The sequence below is a fragment of the Suicoccus acidiformans genome (assembly GCF_003546865.1).
Taxonomy (GTDB): Bacteria; Bacillota; Bacilli; order Lactobacillales; family Aerococcaceae; genus Suicoccus; species Suicoccus acidiformans.
The window spans coordinates 1,325,252-1,343,824 of record NZ_CP023434.1 but is presented as its reverse complement, the minus strand read 5'-3'; the positions used below and the strand labels follow the sequence as shown (position 1 = coordinate 1,343,824).

15 protein-coding genes and 1 other RNA gene are annotated in these 18,573 nt (G+C 44.4%); 9 read left to right on the top strand and 7 right to left on the bottom strand.

Annotation, left to right across the window (positions count from 1 at the left end; translation table 11 throughout):
• Window positions 1-1,066: 1,066 nt before the first annotated feature.
• Together CL176_RS06375 and CL176_RS06370 are read right to left on the bottom strand one after the other, a co-directional pair.
• Window positions 1,067-1,720, bottom strand: coding sequence for an alpha/beta fold hydrolase (locus tag CL176_RS06375; protein ID WP_118990549.1), 654 nt, complete (start codon window positions 1,718-1,720; stop codon window positions 1,067-1,069).
• A 4-nt stretch (window positions 1,721-1,724) separates the two neighbouring features.
• Window positions 1,725-2,492, bottom strand: coding sequence for an NRDE family protein (locus CL176_RS06370; protein ID WP_162890863.1), 768 nt, complete (start codon window positions 2,490-2,492; stop codon window positions 1,725-1,727).
• 194 nt (window positions 2,493-2,686) lie between these two features.
• Between CL176_RS06370 and CL176_RS06365 the strand changes: the two genes are divergently transcribed.
• Together CL176_RS06365 and CL176_RS06360 are read left to right on the top strand one after the other, a co-directional pair.
• Complete coding sequence (locus CL176_RS06365; RefSeq protein ID WP_118990547.1) at window positions 2,687-3,679, top strand: agmatinase family protein; 993 nt, start codon at window positions 2,687-2,689, stop codon at window positions 3,677-3,679.
• 12 nt (window positions 3,680-3,691) lie between these two features.
• Window positions 3,692-4,912 carry an Nramp family divalent metal transporter gene (locus CL176_RS06360; RefSeq protein ID WP_118990546.1) on the top strand — a complete coding sequence of 407 codons (1,221 nt, stop codon included), beginning with the start codon at window positions 3,692-3,694 and terminating at the stop codon, window positions 4,910-4,912.
• Between the two features lie 458 nt (window positions 4,913-5,370).
• Here CL176_RS06360 and ssrA read toward each other — a convergent pair.
• Both ssrA and CL176_RS06350 read right to left on the bottom strand, forming a co-directional pair.
• Window positions 5,371-5,735, bottom strand: a transfer-messenger RNA (tmRNA) gene (gene ssrA / locus CL176_RS06355).
• 172 nt (window positions 5,736-5,907) lie between these two features.
• Window positions 5,908-6,579: a histidine phosphatase family protein gene (locus CL176_RS06350; RefSeq protein WP_118990545.1), complete on the bottom strand. Its 672-nt coding sequence runs from the start codon at window positions 6,577-6,579 to the stop codon at window positions 5,908-5,910.
• Window positions 6,580-7,259: 680 nt separating this feature from the next.
• Between CL176_RS06350 and CL176_RS06345 the strand changes: the two genes are divergently transcribed.
• Genes CL176_RS06345 through CL176_RS06335 form a run of 3 tightly spaced genes read left to right on the top strand, consistent with a single transcriptional unit; the run spans window position 7,260 to window position 9,721 of the window.
• Window positions 7,260-8,210, top strand: a complete 951-nt coding sequence (locus CL176_RS06345; RefSeq protein WP_118990544.1) for a YihY/virulence factor BrkB family protein — start codon at window positions 7,260-7,262, stop codon at window positions 8,208-8,210.
• A gap of 6 nt (window positions 8,211-8,216) precedes the next feature.
• Complete coding sequence (locus CL176_RS06340; RefSeq protein WP_118990543.1) at window positions 8,217-9,413, top strand: FtsW/RodA/SpoVE family cell cycle protein; 1,197 nt, start codon at window positions 8,217-8,219, stop codon at window positions 9,411-9,413.
• A gap of 14 nt (window positions 9,414-9,427) precedes the next feature.
• Window positions 9,428-9,721: a glycine cleavage system H family protein gene (locus tag CL176_RS06335; protein WP_118990542.1), complete on the top strand. Its 294-nt coding sequence runs from the start codon at window positions 9,428-9,430 to the stop codon at window positions 9,719-9,721.
• Window positions 9,722-9,799: 78 nt separating this feature from the next.
• Here the strand turns inward: CL176_RS06335 and CL176_RS06330 are convergent, their stop codons facing one another.
• Complete coding sequence (locus tag CL176_RS06330) at window positions 9,800-10,519, bottom strand: gamma-glutamyl-gamma-aminobutyrate hydrolase family protein (RefSeq protein WP_118990541.1); 720 nt, start codon at window positions 10,517-10,519, stop codon at window positions 9,800-9,802.
• A 118-nt stretch (window positions 10,520-10,637) separates the two neighbouring features.
• Here CL176_RS06330 and holA point away from each other — a divergent pair, with 118 nt between their 5' ends.
• Window positions 10,638-11,654, top strand: a complete 1,017-nt coding sequence (gene holA, locus CL176_RS06325; protein WP_118990540.1) for a DNA polymerase III subunit delta — start codon at window positions 10,638-10,640, stop codon at window positions 11,652-11,654.
• A 77-nt stretch (window positions 11,655-11,731) separates the two neighbouring features.
• On the opposite strand, the gene rpsT is transcribed toward holA, so the two are convergent.
• On the bottom strand, window positions 11,732-11,986 hold the full coding sequence (gene rpsT, locus CL176_RS06320; RefSeq protein ID WP_118990539.1) for a 30S ribosomal protein S20: 255 nt from the start codon (window positions 11,984-11,986) through the stop codon (window positions 11,732-11,734).
• A gap of 176 nt (window positions 11,987-12,162) precedes the next feature.
• On the opposite strand from rpsT, the gene uvrB reads away from it, so the two are divergent.
• From uvrB to rpsO, 3 genes are all read left to right on the top strand, one after another.
• Window positions 12,163-14,154, top strand: a complete 1,992-nt coding sequence (uvrB, locus tag CL176_RS06315) for an excinuclease ABC subunit UvrB (protein ID WP_118990538.1) — start codon at window positions 12,163-12,165, stop codon at window positions 14,152-14,154.
• Between the two features lie 397 nt (window positions 14,155-14,551).
• Window positions 14,552-16,588 carry an acyltransferase family protein gene (locus CL176_RS06310; RefSeq protein WP_162890862.1) on the top strand — a complete coding sequence of 679 codons (2,037 nt, stop codon included), beginning with the start codon at window positions 14,552-14,554 and terminating at the stop codon, window positions 16,586-16,588.
• Window positions 16,589-16,756: 168 nt separating this feature from the next.
• Window positions 16,757-17,026 carry a 30S ribosomal protein S15 gene (gene rpsO, locus CL176_RS06305; RefSeq protein ID WP_118990536.1) on the top strand — a complete coding sequence of 90 codons (270 nt, stop codon included), beginning with the start codon at window positions 16,757-16,759 and terminating at the stop codon, window positions 17,024-17,026.
• Window positions 17,027-17,178: 152 nt separating this feature from the next.
• On the opposite strand, the gene CL176_RS06300 is transcribed toward rpsO, so the two are convergent.
• Window positions 17,179-18,360, bottom strand: a complete 1,182-nt coding sequence (locus tag CL176_RS06300; RefSeq protein ID WP_118990535.1) for a M20 metallopeptidase family protein — start codon at window positions 18,358-18,360, stop codon at window positions 17,179-17,181.
• Window positions 18,361-18,573 lie beyond the last annotated feature (213 nt).

Here is an 18,573-nt window from a genome sequence, read left to right as displayed (position 1 = left end):
AAAAGCCTTCCAATCGAATTTATGTTTGTATGCTTTAAATTTTTTCATTGTGGTATTTTGGTCATATAAGATGAAGGGGCTATTGCCCAGCTCGTTCTATGCGCCACTCAAAAGTTTTTAACACAAGGTTGATTTTGGCGACCAAGTTGTGTTTACATTTTGGGTGTTTTTTTTGCGTTTCCATTGCTCCATGACCACTTTCACCTTTCTTTTCTTATTTGAGGTATCTCTCAACCTCTAAACACATCATAACAACTTAAGTTTCTTAGGTCGGGCGTTTTATGTAAAGAAATTTGATTAATTTTTACAGGTCCCGCTCAAATGAGCAGGGTATTCCTATTTATAGCAAGGGGAAAAGCAGAAACACCCTAATATTTTACAGCCTAGTGTAAGGTAGTGTTCTGAGAATCTTTAGTGACGGTTGTTTTGCCATCTACTTCGAGGTAATGATAGGCTGATTTCGATTATAAAAGTAGCGGAAAATAGTCTTAGCATGTCTGTTTGCTAATAAAAGAATCGCAAACTAGTCTTAGTAAACCGCTTTATTAATACAAGAAACCGATTCTAGTACTAATAAAACGGCTTATTAATACTAGAACGCAATCCTAGTATTATTAAAGACAAGTTACCTGCTGTTTCTACCCGACCCCACACCTTTCCAGATAAGGGCAGGCTACTTCCGCTTACAATTTAGCAATTTACTCATGAAATAACGGAACCGGACTTTCACACGGTTCCGCTGGCAATCGCTGAATAGCAATCATTTTGAACAGGGTTGCAGTTTACTTTAAACGAGTTGCTCCACTACTGAAAGCACCAGCTAATTGTCTCGGAATAGGCGGACACCGAGGGAGATGAGTGGGATGACCATGATGAGCTGGGCCCACATGATGATGCCGCGGACGATGTTCTCGTATTGGAAGGGAATGAGTAGGCCAAGGATGTGCAGCAAGACAAGGACGATGACGTGGCCGAGTATTGCAACAATCAGTTCCTTGGGGCTGGCGGGGCGGTCCAGTTGAAGCTGTTGCGCCAGAATTTTAGGTATGTTTGCATTTCTGTCTCCTTAATGGGTGTAGTTGTAGATGAGATAGGCGATTTGCTCTGAATGGATGATGTAGGAGCCGTGGTCTTCACCTCGAATAATGTCAAGGTGCGCATTCGGGATATGCTTGGCAATATTGCGGGTATGGGCTGGACGGATCAAGTCGTATTCGCCAGCTAAGACTACGGTCGGCACTGTAATGCGATGCAATTCTTCGTAGTTAATGTTCGGCTCAATCAGCATTAGTTTTGCCAAAGGATTGCCGGTACGTAGATAATCGACAAGCGTTGCAAAATAGGTGCGCGGATAAACGCCGGTTGGCCGGGTGTTGGCGCCTGAGATAATCAATTGTCCCAGTAAATCCGGGCGTTTGATGGCGATGTATAAGCCGATAATGCCACCGTCAGAGAAGCCGTAAAAGACGGGCTTTTCCAGTTCGCGCCGTTCGATGTAGCGGATATAGGCTTCGGCCATGCTTTCATAGTGGTATTCTTCAACCGGGTAAGACTGGCCGTGGCCTGGGCTGTCCGGCGTGTAGACGGTAAAGGCTTCGCTGAGTAAGGACGCAGCTTCGTTGAAGATTGTGTGGTCTTCGCCGTTTCCATGCACCATCACCAAAGGGCGCTTATCTGGGTCGCCATAAACGCAGTCATATAAATCTGGATACACTGGCATAGTATCATTTCCTTTCTAAAGTAAATTCATGGGTCACTGACTCAGTCGCTTGCACCGGGTTATAGCGGACTTCCTTAAACATAACATGTCCCGCTCGGTCTACTACAATAGCAGTCGTTCCCACCGTGCCAAAATCATCGTTCCCACGAATAAAAATTGCCGAATTATTCTGCACCACCTCAGCACTCAATACGTCGGGGTAATCCGTTGGATTAGGGTGCGGCGTTTCGTCTTGAAAGAGCGCCAACAGATCATCGACGGTGAAAGTTTTTTGCGATAAATCTTCGAGTAATTGACTCGATTGGCTCATGCGAAAGTTGGACAAGTCGTCTTGGGTGTTGCTGATCGAGTGAATGCCGGGGCTGTAGCGGAAGGCGGTGTCGGCGACGTTCTCGTAGAAATACAAGTCAGCCAAGCTGCCATACAATAAGTGATACCCTTCAAAATGCTCACGCTCAGCTTGCAGCCAATCCGTAAAGTCAGCGACTGGCACATCTTCCGTCAAGAAACGCTGTAAGATTGTCCCACGAGACTTCACTTCAACGGGCTTATGGTCGGTAAAAGGCTGGTTGGTAATGGCGATAAAGCGGCCGTGCTTAGTGAGACCCAGCCATGTTCCACCTGCTTCCAAGTCGCGCCCGGCCAACACGTCGGGGGCATCGAACCAGAAATGGGCACCAATGGAAGGCCGCCGGTAGCTTTCATCGCGGTTGCCGATGAAAATGAGCGGGTAATCCGGGTGGCTTTGGTAACTAAAGGTTAGTAAACACATCATTTTGCTCCTTTGCTTTCAGTAGTGTTACTATAGCATATTTATTTGACGAATGGGGTCTCTTGGGAGGGTTTTGCGATGAGATTAGATAAAGGTAAGTGTATCTTAATAAAGTTTCAATTTACTCTTGATTTTTTAACTAAAGTTATATAGTATGGTTTTATGTACAAAGTGTATGAATAGGAGGACATAAGATGGAGAATAAACCAATTTGCTATGTACCGGAGCGTGAGATTCCTGAAGTGATGAGTGGGGTGCCTAGCTTCCTTGGCTTGCCGGTCATTAAGGAAGATGCCGATATTGCTAAAGCCGACTTTGTTTTCGGTGGTGTGCCGTGGGAAGGCGTCAATACTTACGGCGGCTTTACCGGTTGTGAAGTAAGTCCGAAGCGCATCCGTGAAGCGTCAACCCGTTACGGGGCTTATTTGCCTGAATTTGATATTGATGTGTTTGATCATTTTGTCGGGGCTGATATTGGTGACTTTGCCATGCGTAACGGCGATGAAGAGTTTTCTTTCAACTCCATGCGTGAAGGTATTAAGCGTATTCTAGACCATGACAAAATGCCTGTCCTCTTCGGTGGCGACCACTCTATTTCTTATCCATTGATTAGTGAATTTGCTAAAAAATATAATGGTAAGATTGGTGTTATTCATTTCGATGCGCATATGGACAACATGGAGCATTACGGTGGCGAGAAATATGCGAGATGCAGTCCGTTCTATAATTTATATGGGGATGCGAATGTGGATCCGAAGAATATGGTTCATTACGGAATACATGGACCGCGTAACAATCCTGCCGGCCTTAAGACAGCGCGTGATGCAGGTGCTACGGTCATTACCGGTTTAGAAGTGAAGACAGAAGGTTGGAAGGAAAGTATTCAACGTGCAATTGATATTGCTAGTGATGGCACGGACGCAGTGTATGTAACCGTGTGTTCCGATGTCTTAGACATTGCCTTTAACCCAGCTGGACCACCAGATATGATGGGATTATCTAGCTTCGAATTGGGTATGGCGCTTCATGAAGTCGGCAAACAAGCTAATGTCCGCGCAATGGATTTTGTAGAATTATATCCTGGTAAAGATCCGCATAATACTTCGGGCCACGTTGCCGCATGGATGACTATCTATTTGCTTGCGGGGATAACCCTTCGTAAAGTAGAGCAAGATAATCAAAGTTAATGGAGAAGCAATATGGCAAACAAAAAGAATTATACCCTGTGGGATAAATTAAAAGCCGTTGGTCCAGGGGCTGTAGTAACAGCCTCCTTTATTGGACCGGGAACGGTCTCGATGGCTTCGCGGGCTGGGGCGGATTATGGTTACGCCTTACTGTGGACGGTTATTTTCGCAATTATTATGACGATTGTTCTCCAAGAGATGGCGGCTCGGTTAGGGATTGTCACGCAATCAGGTTTGGGTAATGCGATTTTACGCAGTATTACGAATCCTAGTTTGCGTAAATTCTCTGCTTATCTTGTCGGTGGATCGATTCTTCTGGGAAGTTTATCTTATATTGCTGGAGACTTGTCCGGAACGAGTTTAGGGGTTGCCCAGCTGGTGAACTTGCCTATGCAGACCATTGGTCTTATTGTCGGGATTCTCGTATTAATTATGGTGTCAATCGGCTCCATGAAGGTTATCGAGAATTTCCTGACGCTTCTAGTGGCCATTATGGCGGTTGTGTTTATTACAACGATGTTTGTAGCTCGACCAGACTTAGGTGAAATAGGGCGCGGCTTGATTCCCCAAGTACCTGCAAAGGCTAATTTGATGATTATTTCTTTAATCGGAACGACTGTGGTGCCTTATAATTTCTTCCTTCATGCGGGGAATGCTCACGAGAACTTTACGATTGATGAGTTAGAATTATCGAGTTTTGATACGCGCTTTTCGATTACGATAGGTGGCCTGATTACCGCAGCCATCCTTATTACAGCTGGAACCCTCATGCGAGGCGTTCAAATCGAAACTGCGGCCGATCTCTCCATTCAATTGGAACCACTTCTCGGTGAATGGGCCGGTATCTTTATGGCCATTGGTTTGTTAGCCGCTGGCTTTTCATCAGCTATCGCTTCACCATTGGGGGCTTCTTATACCTTAGCTGGACTCTTCGGCTGGGAGGCGAACAATTCTGATAAACGCTTTAGATGGACGAATATTATTGTCGTAGTCTTCGGGATTTTCATTAATTTATTAGGCATCAGGCCGATGGCCATTATTCAAGTGGCCCAAGCTTTGAATGGGATTATACTCCCTGTTGTATCCGTGTATTTGGTTTACGTAACGTCTCAAGCGCGCATTATGGGCGAGCATAAGAATAGCCGCCTGCAAATGATTCTGGGCATCATTGTATCGATTGTGACAATTATCCTTGGTGGCGACGCAATTCGAAGCGTTATTACAAGTTTATAATGTGAGGACATCTCTGCCGAAGTGGCAGGGATTTTTTTGGCCTGTAAAATACAAGTCAGAGCGATAATATTTGCAGTACACTATATATAGGAGGGATGATGATGCGAATTTCTATCGAAGTATTTCAAGCAGATGTTGATAAGGCCTTGGTCTTGCCCGTACTAGCGATATAATCATCACAAGAGACGGCCAGGACATCGCCAGATTAACTCGGCCAGACCTAAGACGCAATCTTGATAATTTAGTAGGCACCCTTGAGCAAAAAGAGCAAGTCACTATTAATGGTAAGACACTTCGCCAGGAACGCAGACAAGCCCGCTATCAAGCGTAGAAAGTTTCAGATGTTTATTCGGTAAAAGAAAAAAGGTTCATGTTTTAATCATGAGACCAAGTTTTTAATTAAAATGAACCAACAATAAACCCCTCTACTTAAGCATCAGCTCAAGCAGAGGGGTTATGAATGGAGATGAGGGGAATCGAACCCCTGTCCAGAAGCCTCGCCACTCCCGAATCTACGACAATAGTTGATTCATTTGGATTAGCTCCAGCCTAGCCAATCAACGGGCATCAGCTTTCGCGAGTCTGATCGTCTCTTCCTTAGCATGCAGACGGAATGCTAAGGCGTATCCCACTAAGTTTGAGACCGGGAACTAGAACATGGGCGATCCTAGGCCGATCTTTGCCTGCAGGTTTTTAAGCTGCTAAAGCAAAATTGTTTGTTTTTTCGTTTGCAGTTATATTTAACTGTAGCGTTTTTAGGTAGTCGCTGCCTTCCTGTCGCATCGAGAGCTCGAATGGCCCCTGTCGAAACCGGAACATCCCCAATAAAGATACTATTTTAGTATAACACAGAATCCACCAACCGTCAAAGTTCAAGCATCAATCATCCTTAAACGCCCCAGCAAAAAATTAACGCACCAAGCCAGCATAAATGAGCTGAGTTGATGCGTTTTTGAAGACTGACTAAGAAAATCTTGTACTGGCAACTATGTCGATTAGTCAGTAAAGTGATCGGTTTTGTTATAATCGAGCAATTCAAATTGCCCATCACGGTAAGAAATGCGCGTCACTGATGCATTCTGCAAAGGCTCGCTTTCCTCAAAGTCCGGCAACAAGCCATCCAAGATATAGCGAATCGTCATTCCATGTGACACAACAAGAATATTCTCGTCCGTGGCCTTATGACGTTCTAATAATTTCAGAATACCCGGTTCAACTCGCGTCCAGAACTCCAAATAGTTCTCAGCGTCACCTTCCGGATCGGCTTTTTTAATTGCGTTCATCGTCTGGGCTACTTCCGCATCTGTACCAGCTGGCAGGTCGTACATAATTTTGACTGAATCCATAACATTTGGCCAAACATCCTTCGATGGCAGACCTTCAAGCGTCCCAAAGAACACCTCGCGGAATTCATACATCTTCTCAATGTGTAGACCAAAAGCGTGGTGATTCTCCTCAAGCAAAATCTCCGCCGTATCAACAGTCCGCTGCAAATCACTCGTATACACCGCATCAAACTCAACCTCAGCTAAACCGCGACCACTGCGGTGCACATCGCGAATCCCTTTCTCAGTTAGGGGCGCATTTGACCAACCTTGCATGCGGAAATACTGGTTGAAATACGTTTCCCCATGACGAACAAAATAGAACGTTACACCTTTTGACATAGTATACCTCCTTATTGTTTGCCTTCATTATACCTTTGTTTGCCTTTATTGTAAAAGAAAGACGTAAAACTGCAGTTGATCATGTTTTTGTGAGACTAACCACGCCGATTATACATACTTAGTTTTGCTCCAAGAATAGGCTATGATTATTAATAGAAGAATCGCAAACTAGTCTTAGCAACCGTACTTGCTAAGAAAAGAATCGCAAACTAGTCTTAAAAAGACCAAGTTCAAGCACGCAGCAGAAAGTTGCTCTCAACATACTTGTTTTAGCCAGCATTTTTCTGCAGCCAACCCAGTAACCGCCAACCACCACCAGCGTCACCTCACCAACTTCTGCCTAACTACCAGATAACGGATCAAATCGCTTAAAGTCAATCCTGTTTTAGGCTACCTTTCAGCATAGCATAAGGGAACCACGGCATAAAGCCGTGGCAAAACCATCTGATACGCCAATATTCTCCATGCTAAGAATCTTGCTCAGCCCGTGGCACACATCAGCGACACACTTTGAATAGTTACTAACTCTGAACTCACGCAGGAATCTTAATAAGCATCCGATTGCTGATGAATTTACCACTATAATCCAATAAACCGCAATTTTTATCAGGTTTTTCAATGCATTTCCGCCGGGAATATGGTAACCTATAGTAATGATTTAACTAGAAAGGAAGGGTGTCATGATGCAAGGTTCTCGAATGAAACGAGTTGTCAAGACGTTTCAAATAAACAGTGAACAGCTGCGTTTTGGTAGTTATGCAGCAGAGTTATCCTTCTATATTATTTGGGCTATCGTGCCTATTATGCTGGCCTTGGCCAATGTGATTTCTGTCCTGCCTATTGATCAGCAGGCGATTATCAGTGTGATGGAAGCAGCCTTGCCTGATGAGGTGGAAGTGACCCTGATTCCTATTCTGGAAGGCTATTTAACTAGTACGAGTACAGGGATTTTCTCCCTGAGTTTGATTATTTCCCTGTGGCCGGCTTCGAATGTCTTTAATACTATACAGCGGGTGTTTAATTTAATTTACAAGGCGCCTCCGCGGCCGAACTTTATTTTAGCTCGATTATTCGCTTATGTCTTTACCCTAGCGATTGTCTTTGCCTTTGTGGCGGGAACCTTCGTTAACGTCTTTGGTGAGATTGTCCTGAATTTCATTGATAGCATTCTCGATATGCCAGTTACGACTAATTTATTTGGCCTAATCTTCCAGCAAAAATGGCTCATTTGGGGCTTAGCGATTTTCGGGGTATTACTGCTAATCTATCATTTTATCCCGAATGTTCAGTGGCATATTAAATATGCTTTACCTGGCACCATTTTTGCCTTAATTGGCTTCATTGTGGTATCCCAATTATTTACTGTCTATACCGCCATTGCCGGAGATAGCATTAGTAATAATACTATCGGGGTTTTCATTATCTTGATTATTTGGCTGTATTTCAATATGATTGTCCTAAGTTTAGGGGCTTACTTAAATGTGCTCGTGCATGATTACTATGAGAAACCTTATTGGCAGCTGGTTGAAGAAAGTCGCAGTTACAGCACTTATCAAGCGATGAGTAAAGATTACGACCAGTCCTATCAAGGGGACTATGCCCTCAGAGATCAAATCAAAAAGGAAGTGTAAAACAATATGAATATGTCTCGGCGCCGCAAGGCAAGCCACGAAAATCGCATCGATTACGGCTTAATCCTTACTGTCTTTCTCTTGGCGATTATTGGTATCTTAAGTGTCTATGCTACAACAGTATTAGTTGAAGGCAATGACCTCAGACCAACCCTGTTTCACGCTTTATGGTATGGGATTGGAGCCATTGCTGTTATCGTGGTCATGCAATTCAATTCCGAACAATATTGGAAGATGGCCGATTATCTCTATGGAGGCGGGCTCTTGCTCCTGGTTCTTGTTCTCATCTTTTATGACCGATCCCTGGCCACTTCAACCGGGGCCCGCAGTTGGTTTACGATTGGACCATTCTCCATGCAGCCATCAGAATTCTTTAAACCAGCCTATATTATATTCTTATCCAAATTAGTTACTACCCATAATAACCAAAACCAGAATCGTACCATTAAATCCGATTGGATTCTTCTTGGGAAGATTGCACTAGCAGCCTTACCGCCAGTCATTCTCATCCAATTACAAAATGACTTAGGGACCAACTTAGTAATCCTCTCGATTACTGCTGGTGTTGTTGTGATTTCTGGTATCTCATGGAAAATCTTAGCACCGATGATTATCGGAGTTGTCCTTTTTGCGGGATTATTTATCTATTTGATTTCCTTCAATGCTGAATTAGTGGTTAATTCAGGCATTCTAGCTCAGTACCAAGTGGACCGGATTCTTGACTGGTTGAATCCTTTTGCCAATGCACAAGGTAGTGGTTACCAATTGGCTCAAAGTATTAAAGCTATTGGTTCTGGCCAATTATCAGGTAAGGGCTTTGGGGTCTCCGAGGTAACCGTGCCGGTACGTGAATCTGACTTTATCTTTACGACGATTGCCGAAAATGGTGGTTTCATTGCGGCAGCGCTTCTATTATTTATATATTTTGTTTTGATTTATCAAATGGTGCAAACGTGCTTCGAGACGAAGAATGAGTTCTATACCTATATTGCGGTAGGCGTTATTTCAATGGTCATGTTCCATATCTTTGAGAATGTGGGGATGACGATTGGGCTGACACCGATTACTGGGGTGCCGCTGCCGTTTATTTCGCAAGGGGGTTCTGCGCTTCTAAGTAATATGATTGGAATTGGTCTTATTCTTTCGATGCGCTACCATTACCGTAGTTACCGCTATGCGGATGCCGAAGATTTCTTATACTAGAAAGAGGTAAGTGAATGGATACACAGCAATTATGGCTTGAAGAAGCAAACGGCGTTATTACTTTGGGCATGTCGGAAGCGCTCCAAGAGGAAGCAGGGGATATTGCCTATGTCAGCTTGACCAAGGCAGCGACCGTTGACGTGGATGATACGATCTTGAACTTGGAAGCGTCCAAGGCTGCCATTGAAGTGCCGACCCCAGTTGCCGGACAAGTCATCGCAGTGAATGAAGCAGCGATGAATCAGCCCGAGTTGTTGAACTCAACGGACCGGGCGGATAATTGGGTAATTCGTTTGAAGGCCAATTAATGTATGTAAAACCGTCGCGCGCTTAGAATACAGAAAATAAAAAGACTGAAAACCCACAAGTTTTCAGTCTTTTATTTATTAGGTTCGTTCCACCAAATCTTGGAATAGGGCAAGGCTTGGGTGGTCAGTTTCAAAGGTTAATTCGGGGTGCCACTGGACGCCGACAATACTGTAGTTGTCGTCCATGGCTTCAACAGCTTCAATCACTTCGTCCTTACTGCGAGCGGTTGCGTGCAAGGGTTCAGCCAAATCGCGGATGGCTTGGTGATGGAAAGAGTTCACCAGACTCTTATCGGGAATCAAACGGCCCAGATAGGAGTCTTCACTGACAAAGACCGTATGGGTCGCAAAATGGGGTTGCGATTTCTGGTCGTGTTGGACGGTGAAGCGTGAATCGTGTTTAATGTCTTGATACAGGGTCCCACCAAGGGCCACGTTCACGAGTTGCATGCCCCGACAAATACCCAGAATAGCTTTCTTTTGTTGGATAGCTTCTTTAATTAAGGCGAGTTCAATACGATCTCTTTCGGGGGAAACGGCACCAATAACTTTTTGCGGTTCTTCACCGTAGAATAAGGGTGAAATATCCTGGCCACCGGCTAAGACTAGGCCGTCGACAGCGGATATATATTGGGCTGCATCCTCCGGTTGGGTCATGGGAATGATCAGCGGCGTTCCTCCTGCGTGCTGAACCGCGGTGCTAATGCTGCGCGGTGAATAATTGATTTCAAAGGCGCTCACATCTCCTGGCCGGCTTAAAAGCGTCGTATTTCCCGTAATACCAATTAATGGTTGCATCGGCATGCTCCTCTCTTATAAATAATAATAGCAGTATAACAATGTAAAGCCTTTTCGTCAAAAGATTGGTTTTTAACTTGAACTGTCATATAATATGGGGAAGAAAGGGGCGCGACACATGGATTTTCAACCAGCAATTCAAGCGATTCGGGCAGGCCAAACGGCTCCCGTCTATACAATATTCGGGAGCGAACAATATTTACGTGATCAACTTTTGGAAGCTTTGAGACAAGCAACTGAAAGTGACGGCGAATCGGATCGCCTTACCTTAGATTTGAATGAACAAGCTTTGATGGATGCCATCGATGAGGCGAATATGTTCTCATTCTTCGCTGATCAGCGGTTGATTCTGGCGTGGAATGCTAATTTCGCAACCAGTCAGGGTAGCAAGTTGGAGAAGCACGAAGAGAAGGCTCTCGAAGAATACTTGAAGAATCCGAATAAGGCTTCGGTCTTAGTTTTTGTGATTCCTGGTGATCAGCTTGATAAGCGCCGTAAAGGCAGCAAGCTCCTGCAGAAACATTCCACCTTTGTCGATATTACGCCAATGGATGAGGGCCAGGTCCAGCGCTATGTGCAAACCTATATCGCTAATAGTAATCTAGATATGACCAGGGAAGCGGTCGGTGAGCTTTTGCGCCGAGTGGATGGCCAGTTGAGTCAGGCCATGCACGAGTTGGAGAAATTGGAAAGTTATCACAGCTTAGGTCGACGCATAACCTTGGATGTGGTGGAAGACTTGGTACCGCGCACTTTGGAGTCGGATGTCTTTGAGCTATCTAATGCTGTGGTTACCAAGCAAATTGACCGGGCGATTCAAATTTACCAAGACTTACGCCTGATGAAGCATGAGCCGATCGCTCTCCATGCGCTCATAGTCTCGCAATTTCGAATTATGATTCAAACAAAACTCCTTGCCCAAGAAGGTATGATGGAAGGGCAAATTGCTAGCCATTTAGGCGTGCATCCCTACCGGGTGAAACTCGCCATGCAGTCGGTTCGCCAAATGCCTTTTGAAGAATTAGTGGACTTCTACAATCAACTCGTGGAAGCAGATTATGGGATGAAGACAGGAGTCGGAGATCAGGAAAGTCATTTCTACTTATTATTAACGCGGTTGATGGAGATGAAGTAAGGCGGGCGGTCATTTATCATAAGTCTGAAGCATACAAAAAACCCCCAAGCCTCTATGAGACTCGGGGGTTAACCGTCTTAAGCTTGAACTAATTTAGCCAATTTAGCTTTGTCACGGTTTGCTTTGTTGTTGTGAATAAGACCTTTCGTTGCTGAGCGGTCAATTTGTTTCATCGCTTCACGGAAAAGGGCGTCTTTGTCACCTTCACCTGTTTCAACAGCTACGTGAACTTTTTTAATCGCAGTACGCATTTTCGTTACTTGAACATTGTTGTTTTCAGCTTTAGTCAAGTTTTGGCGTGCGCGTTTTGTTGCTTGTCTAGAGTTTGCCATCTCTGTCACCTCTTTCGTTATACTTTGTCACTCCTGTGAGTCAACAAGAGCTATTATACAATAAGCCAAGGAATGAATGCAATGGAAAAATAATTTTTTAAGCAAAAAGGGTGCCAAAAGCGAATAAATCATGTATACTTAAGTCGTGAACAAATGTTCTTTAAGGAGGGACACCTTTGGAGAAATTTAATTTGAAAGCCCCGTACCAACCAAGCGGGGACCAGCCCCAAGCCATTAAGGAATTGGTCGCTGGATTGAACGAAGATACAAAAGAACAAGTCCTACTCGGTGCAACGGGTACTGGTAAGACTTTTACGATTGCGAACGTAATTAATGAAGTGAATAAACCGACCCTTGTCCTGGCCCATAATAAGACGTTAGCCGGGCAATTATATAGTGAGTTGTTGGAATTTTTTCCGGATAATGCGGTGGAATATTTCGTATCTTACTATGATTACTATCAACCTGAAGCCTATGTGCCAGCTTCCGACTCCTATATTGAGAAGGAAGCCAGTATTAATGACGAAATTGATAAATTGCGCCACTCGGCTTCCTCAGCCTTACTCGAGCGGCGTGACGTTATTGTGGTGGCGTCTGTTTCCTGTATTTACGGTTTGGTAAATCCGGAAATGTATCGGGATCACGTTTTATCAATCCGCCAAGGTCAAGAAGTGAGCCGGGATGAAATAATTGCCCGCCTCATTGATATGCAATTTGTCCGCAATGACATCGATTTTCAACGGGGAACCTTCCGGGTGCGCGGAGATGTTGTGGAGATTTTCATGGCTTCCCGCGATTCAGAAGTCATCCGGGTTGAATGGTTTGGCGATGAGATCGAACGCATTCGTGAAGTCGATGTATTAACCGGCGAAATCAAGAATGACGTCGAACACTTCCCAATTTACCCAGCCACACACTTCGTGGCCAATCAAGAACAGACTGTCCGGGCGGTTGAATCCATTCGCGTTGAACTGGAAGAGCGTTTGGCTGAGTTGAATGCCGAGAATAAACTGCTGGAAGCCCAGCGTTTGGAGCAAAGGACGAATTATGATATTGAAATGCTGCTGGAAATGGGTTATACCAACGGAATTGAGAACTATTCTCGCCATATGGACGGTCGGGCACCGGGCGAACAGCCCTATACTTTATTGGACTTCTTCCCCGATGATTTCCTCATCGTTGTAGACGAATCGCATATGACCATGCCCCAAATTCGAGGGATGTACAATGGGGATAAGGCCCGTAAGGAAATGTTGATTGATTATGGCTTCCGTCTACCGAGTGCTTTAGACAACCGGCCATTGAAACTGGAAGAGTTCGAAAAGCACGTCAACCAGATTATTTACATTTCAGCCACGCCTGGTCCTTATGAAATGGACCACACGGACGGTGCCTTTGTCCAACAAATCATCCGTCCAACCGGTCTTTTAGATCCTGAAGTGGAAGTGCGTCCAATTAAAGGCCAAATTGACGACCTCGTCTCCGAAATTCAAAAACGTATCGACCGGGATGAGCGCGTCTTTATTACGACGTTGACGAAGAAGATGTCGGAAGACTTGACCGACTACTTAAAAGAGTTAGACATCAAAGTTAAATACTTGCACAGTGATATTAAAACCTTGGAGCGGACCGAAATCATTCGCGACCTGCGCCTCGGCGTCTTTGATGTGCTCGTGGGTATTAACTTACTTCGGGAAGGACTGGACGTGCCAGAAGTATCCTTAGTTGCGATCTTGGATGCGGACAAAGAAGGCTTCCTGCGCGGTGAACGAGCCTTAGTTCAAACCATTGGCCGGGCAGCGCGTAACGAGAATGGCTATGTTATTCTGTACGCTGATCACATTACAGACTCCATGCAGAAGGCGATGGAAGAAACAGAACGACGTCGGGAAATTCAAATGGCTTACAATAAAGAGCACGGTATTGTGCCTAAGACGGTCAAGAAAGACGTCCGTGACCTTATCAAAATCACCCACGAAGTCGAGGCAGACGAGCAATCAGAGAACATTCTGGTTCAATTCAAGAGCCTCTCACGCCTGCAAAGAGAAGAGCAGATGGAGCGCTTAGAATTAGAAATGCGCCAATACGCCAAGGATCTCAACTTCGAGGCGGCTGCCGAAATGCGGGATATTATTATGGAGTTGAAGGCTGTGTTTAATAAGCGGTAAGTTAATTGCTTAGAAGTTGTGAACGATGGCTGGTAGAAAAGGCCAATTTCATACAATCTATATGCTACAGTTTGTATGCCACCGAAAGTACTTAATTTATTGCTGTTCACACCAAGTCTTTAAGCTAGAAGAGACCTCCGACACTGCTTGTTAGGGGTCTCTTTGTGCTGTATATTCTAAATTTCCTTTAAAGTTATACACCTCAATGAAAGTGATTATTACTGGACGTTGATACGACTGTATTTTTCAGGAGAGATTATTTTCAGCCTACCTTGTATAATAATAACCTCCTTTGCATTCTGCCGACTGACATTTTAGCATCTTTCTAGGATTCTCACTTTTTATTTTCGTCCAGAAGCTATATAATGGGAAAATGAAAAGCGAAAGGAGGGTTCATATGAACCAGTCATTACGATTGAATGCCTTTGACGGCGCCAAGGGGATCGCGATTCTTGGTGTAATCCTGTATCATTTGTTCCCGCAAGTATTCCAGGGAGGCTTTCTTTTTGTCAATACATTCTTAGTTTTTGCTGGTTATTTCTTTGCATACAAGATGGAGAAGGACCAGAAGGTGGGACAGCCGATTGCTTGGCAAGCTTTGGGGCGTTATGTGAAGACGACCTTGGAGCGTTTGTTTATTCCACTTTTTTGGCTGATTTTGTTGATTCTGGTGGGATTGTATTTCTTGAACCGCAACGAATTGCAGTATATTAAGAATGATGTCATTTCCGGACTGACCTTTACAAATAATATTTATCAGATTCTTGCCGACAAATCATATTTCGTACAAATGGCTGAAGCATCGCCTTTCACGCATTTGTGGTATAACGCGATTTACTTGCAGTCCTTTCTGATTTCGGTACCGCTAACCTTACTTACTAATAAAATAAAACTCAATGTCCCAGCTAAAGGACTCGTGTGGACTGTTATTGCGGTTTTGAGTTATATGCTATCGGTCTTCTTATACGAGCCGGGTGGTGATCCTTCGCGGGTCTATTACGGTTTAGATACGCGATTCTCTTCTTTTGCCATAGGCATTGCGGGTGCGTATTTATTACCTTCGATTTTAAACTTTACCCGACAATGGCGCTGGCGGCGTTTCTTCTATAATATATCAGCCTTAGTCATTCTGATTGTATTCTTTTACTTGTCTTTTTATGCCAGTGACCAAGCTGATATTACCTATGTGGTATGGATGCCGTTTTTTAGCTTCTTGAGCATGTTTTTTGCCTTGCTGATTACGATTCGAACACCGATTGCATCGGGATTTTTTGATTTGAAACCTTTGGCGGCCTTAGGAAGGCGTTCCTATACGTATTATCTGTGGTACTATCCGGTCATTGTCTTCTACCTTGGTTTTTACCGCGAACTAGGCGAGAACCGGATGCTTATCAACGCTTTGAGTATTGTCACCATATTGGGGCTTGGTGAAGTTTTTTATCGCATCATTGAGCGCGCAGATATTCGTATTTGGTTTGGGAATCATCTGCAACCCTTGGTCGATATTAAGGACATGTGGGCGTCCCTTTTCCGTAATCGCAGTTTCTTATACAAATTACCGGTATTTATCCTTTATATTGCTATGCTTGTCGTTTTTGTTCGCTCATTTACACTTTTGGACAATGATAAACGCTTGGCGCAATTTAAATTAGAATATCAACTTTACCAAACATCAACCAATGTGCAGGATAATGCCTATCCGCAAGAACGTCCGCTTATTTCTATCAAAGAAGGCAATCAGAAGCTTGACAAAGATTTGGACGTAGCCTTCCTGGGTGAGAAAGCTTTTGAAGATCCTATTCGTGAAATTCAGCGGGTCAATCGCACACTTTCGGGCAATATTGAAGCGTTGAACGAGATCATTTCCGAGAATCAGGAACTACTGGCTGATGTCGCGGAAACTATGCCTATTGTAGCGGAGTATTTAAGTCCACAGGAGATTAAATTTGCGACAGAAGTACCGGTGACGATTTTTGGGGATTCTTTGGCTTTGTTATCAGGACCGGTTGCCTTGAACTTATTCCAGAACGGGAATTCTTGGGGGCAGGCGAGCTTGCAAATTTGGGATGCGATTCCGATTTACGAAGAGATGATTCGCGATGGCGAGATTCAAGAGAATGTGGTCATTATTCTGGGAACGAATGCGTCCTTGGATAAGGCTTCGGTTGATGATATGGTTGAATTATCCGGAGATCGCCAAGTATTCTTTGTCAATACGAATTCACGGGTTGAGCATATTGCGGAAGTGAATGAAATTATTCGTCAGGCAAGTGAAACTTATGACAATGTGCATGAAATCGATTGGTATAGCTTCCAGCAAGGTCATCCTGAGTGGTATATGGAAGATGAAGTGCACCATAGTATTGAAGGGATGGAGTATTTCACAATACTGACCGCACGAAAATTATATGAAGTCCTCGGCGGACAAAATTAATGACATTTCCCCTTGCATTCAATGACAAAATACGATATATTGGTATACATAGTCATTTGTTGCTGTCTTTGACTGACATTTGATTCTTGAGCACCTATTCTCAGTTTAACGGTTCACCATCGTTTTACTTAGTATCAGGGAAGATTTATAAGAAAGAGGTGAAGTGAGATGGCATTATCAAAAGAGCGTAAAGAACAAATTATCGCTGAATATGCAACTCATGAAGGGGACACTGGTTCTCCAGAGGTCCAAATCGCATTGTTAACAGCTGATATTAACTCATTGAACGAACACATTCATGAGCACAGTAAAGATTACCATTCATACCGTGGTTTGATGAAGAAAATCGGTCATCGTCGTAATCTGTTAGCATACTTGCGTGATAAAGATATTAGCCGCTACCGTGAGTTAATCCAACGCCTTGGATTACGTCGCTAATAGTGGTATAGGAAGAGACAGCCTTCGGGTTGTCTTTTTTTATTTCTCGTAAATTACCTTTGTGAGTGAACGTGTCCCTTAATAGTATTAACGCACATAAGCCCCAAAAACGCGCAGAAGACTGACAAATGAATCTTCTGCGCGTTTATGTCTTAAAATTTATCCTGCTTTAAGTAGGCATAGGCATAGGAGGCGTGTAGAATGGCGCCGTACACTAATGCATCTTCATCAATATCAAAGCGGGCGTTGTGATGGGAATAATGCGCTCCCTTGGCGACGTTGCCGCAACCCACTGCAGCAAAGGCACCAGGGGCTTGGGTCGTATAGAAACCAAAGTCTTCAGACGCCATGATGAGTTTCTCTTCCGCTATGGCTTCTTGGCCAAATTGCCTTTCAACAATTTCTAACAAAAGATCAGACGACTGCTCTTCATTGACTACAGCGTCTAATATGCGGTCATAATTGACGTCTGCTTGGCCTCCGTACATAGCAGCAATATGCTCTGCGTAGCTGTGCATGGCCCGTTCAACAACATCGCGGGCTTCTTGGTGGAAGGTGCGGACAGTGCCTTCAATAACTGTTTCTTCACTAATGATGTTGAAGGCGCCATCGACTGTATTGACTTTGCCGATGGTGACCACGGCGGGTTGTTGGGGATTCACTTCCCGGGCAACTATTGCTTGGGCGTTGCTAATAAATTGTGCTGCCATGACTGCGGAGTCTACAGTATTCTCGGGTTCGGAGGCATGACCACCTTTGCCAATGAAACGGATGGTGAAATGATCTGCTGCAGTCCATTGGGGCCCTCTGTGGCCAGATATTTTGCCGGTTGGAAGGGGACTCCAAATATGTATTCCAAAGACGTTGGAGACACCTTCCGTAACGCCTTGTGATAAGGCATATTTCGCCCCTTGACCGACTTCTTCAGCAGGTTGGAAGAGGAAACGCACATGTCCCTGGAGATTATCGTTAATTTCGTTGAGGGCTTCCAAAGCGACGAGAAGCATGGCCATATGAGCGTCGTGGCCACAAGCATGCATCTTCCCAGGGCGCTTGGAGGGGAAGTTGTGAGTAGTGTTCTCGGTGACTGGCAGGCCGTCAATATCTGCCCGAAGCAGAATGGTTTTACCTGGCTGACTCCCTTTAATTTCACCGACTAAGCCGGTACGGTCCAGGCGTTGGTAGGGGATGCCTAAGGCATCGAGTTGGCTGGCAAGCCAGTCAGTTATCTCGTATTCTTCCCAAGATAATTCAGGATGTTGATGTAAGTAGCGGCGGTAGGCGACGAGTTTATCGCCTTTGGCTGCAATTAGATGTTTAAGATGCGTTAACATAAAGCATTCTCCTTTCGATGATATTATGACACGTGTGGCTGGAGATTTCTAGCGGACTATGAGAAAACTGTAAGTTTTTCTCAGGTAAGGGCTTGCATTCTTAGGAAAAATCGGTTACGATATTTTTATATTAGTATAGCGACAGGATTGTGACTGGTCAGGCAGGCAAAACCTAAGTAAACTTTTATGCATTGGAGGCACAATGCATAGGTT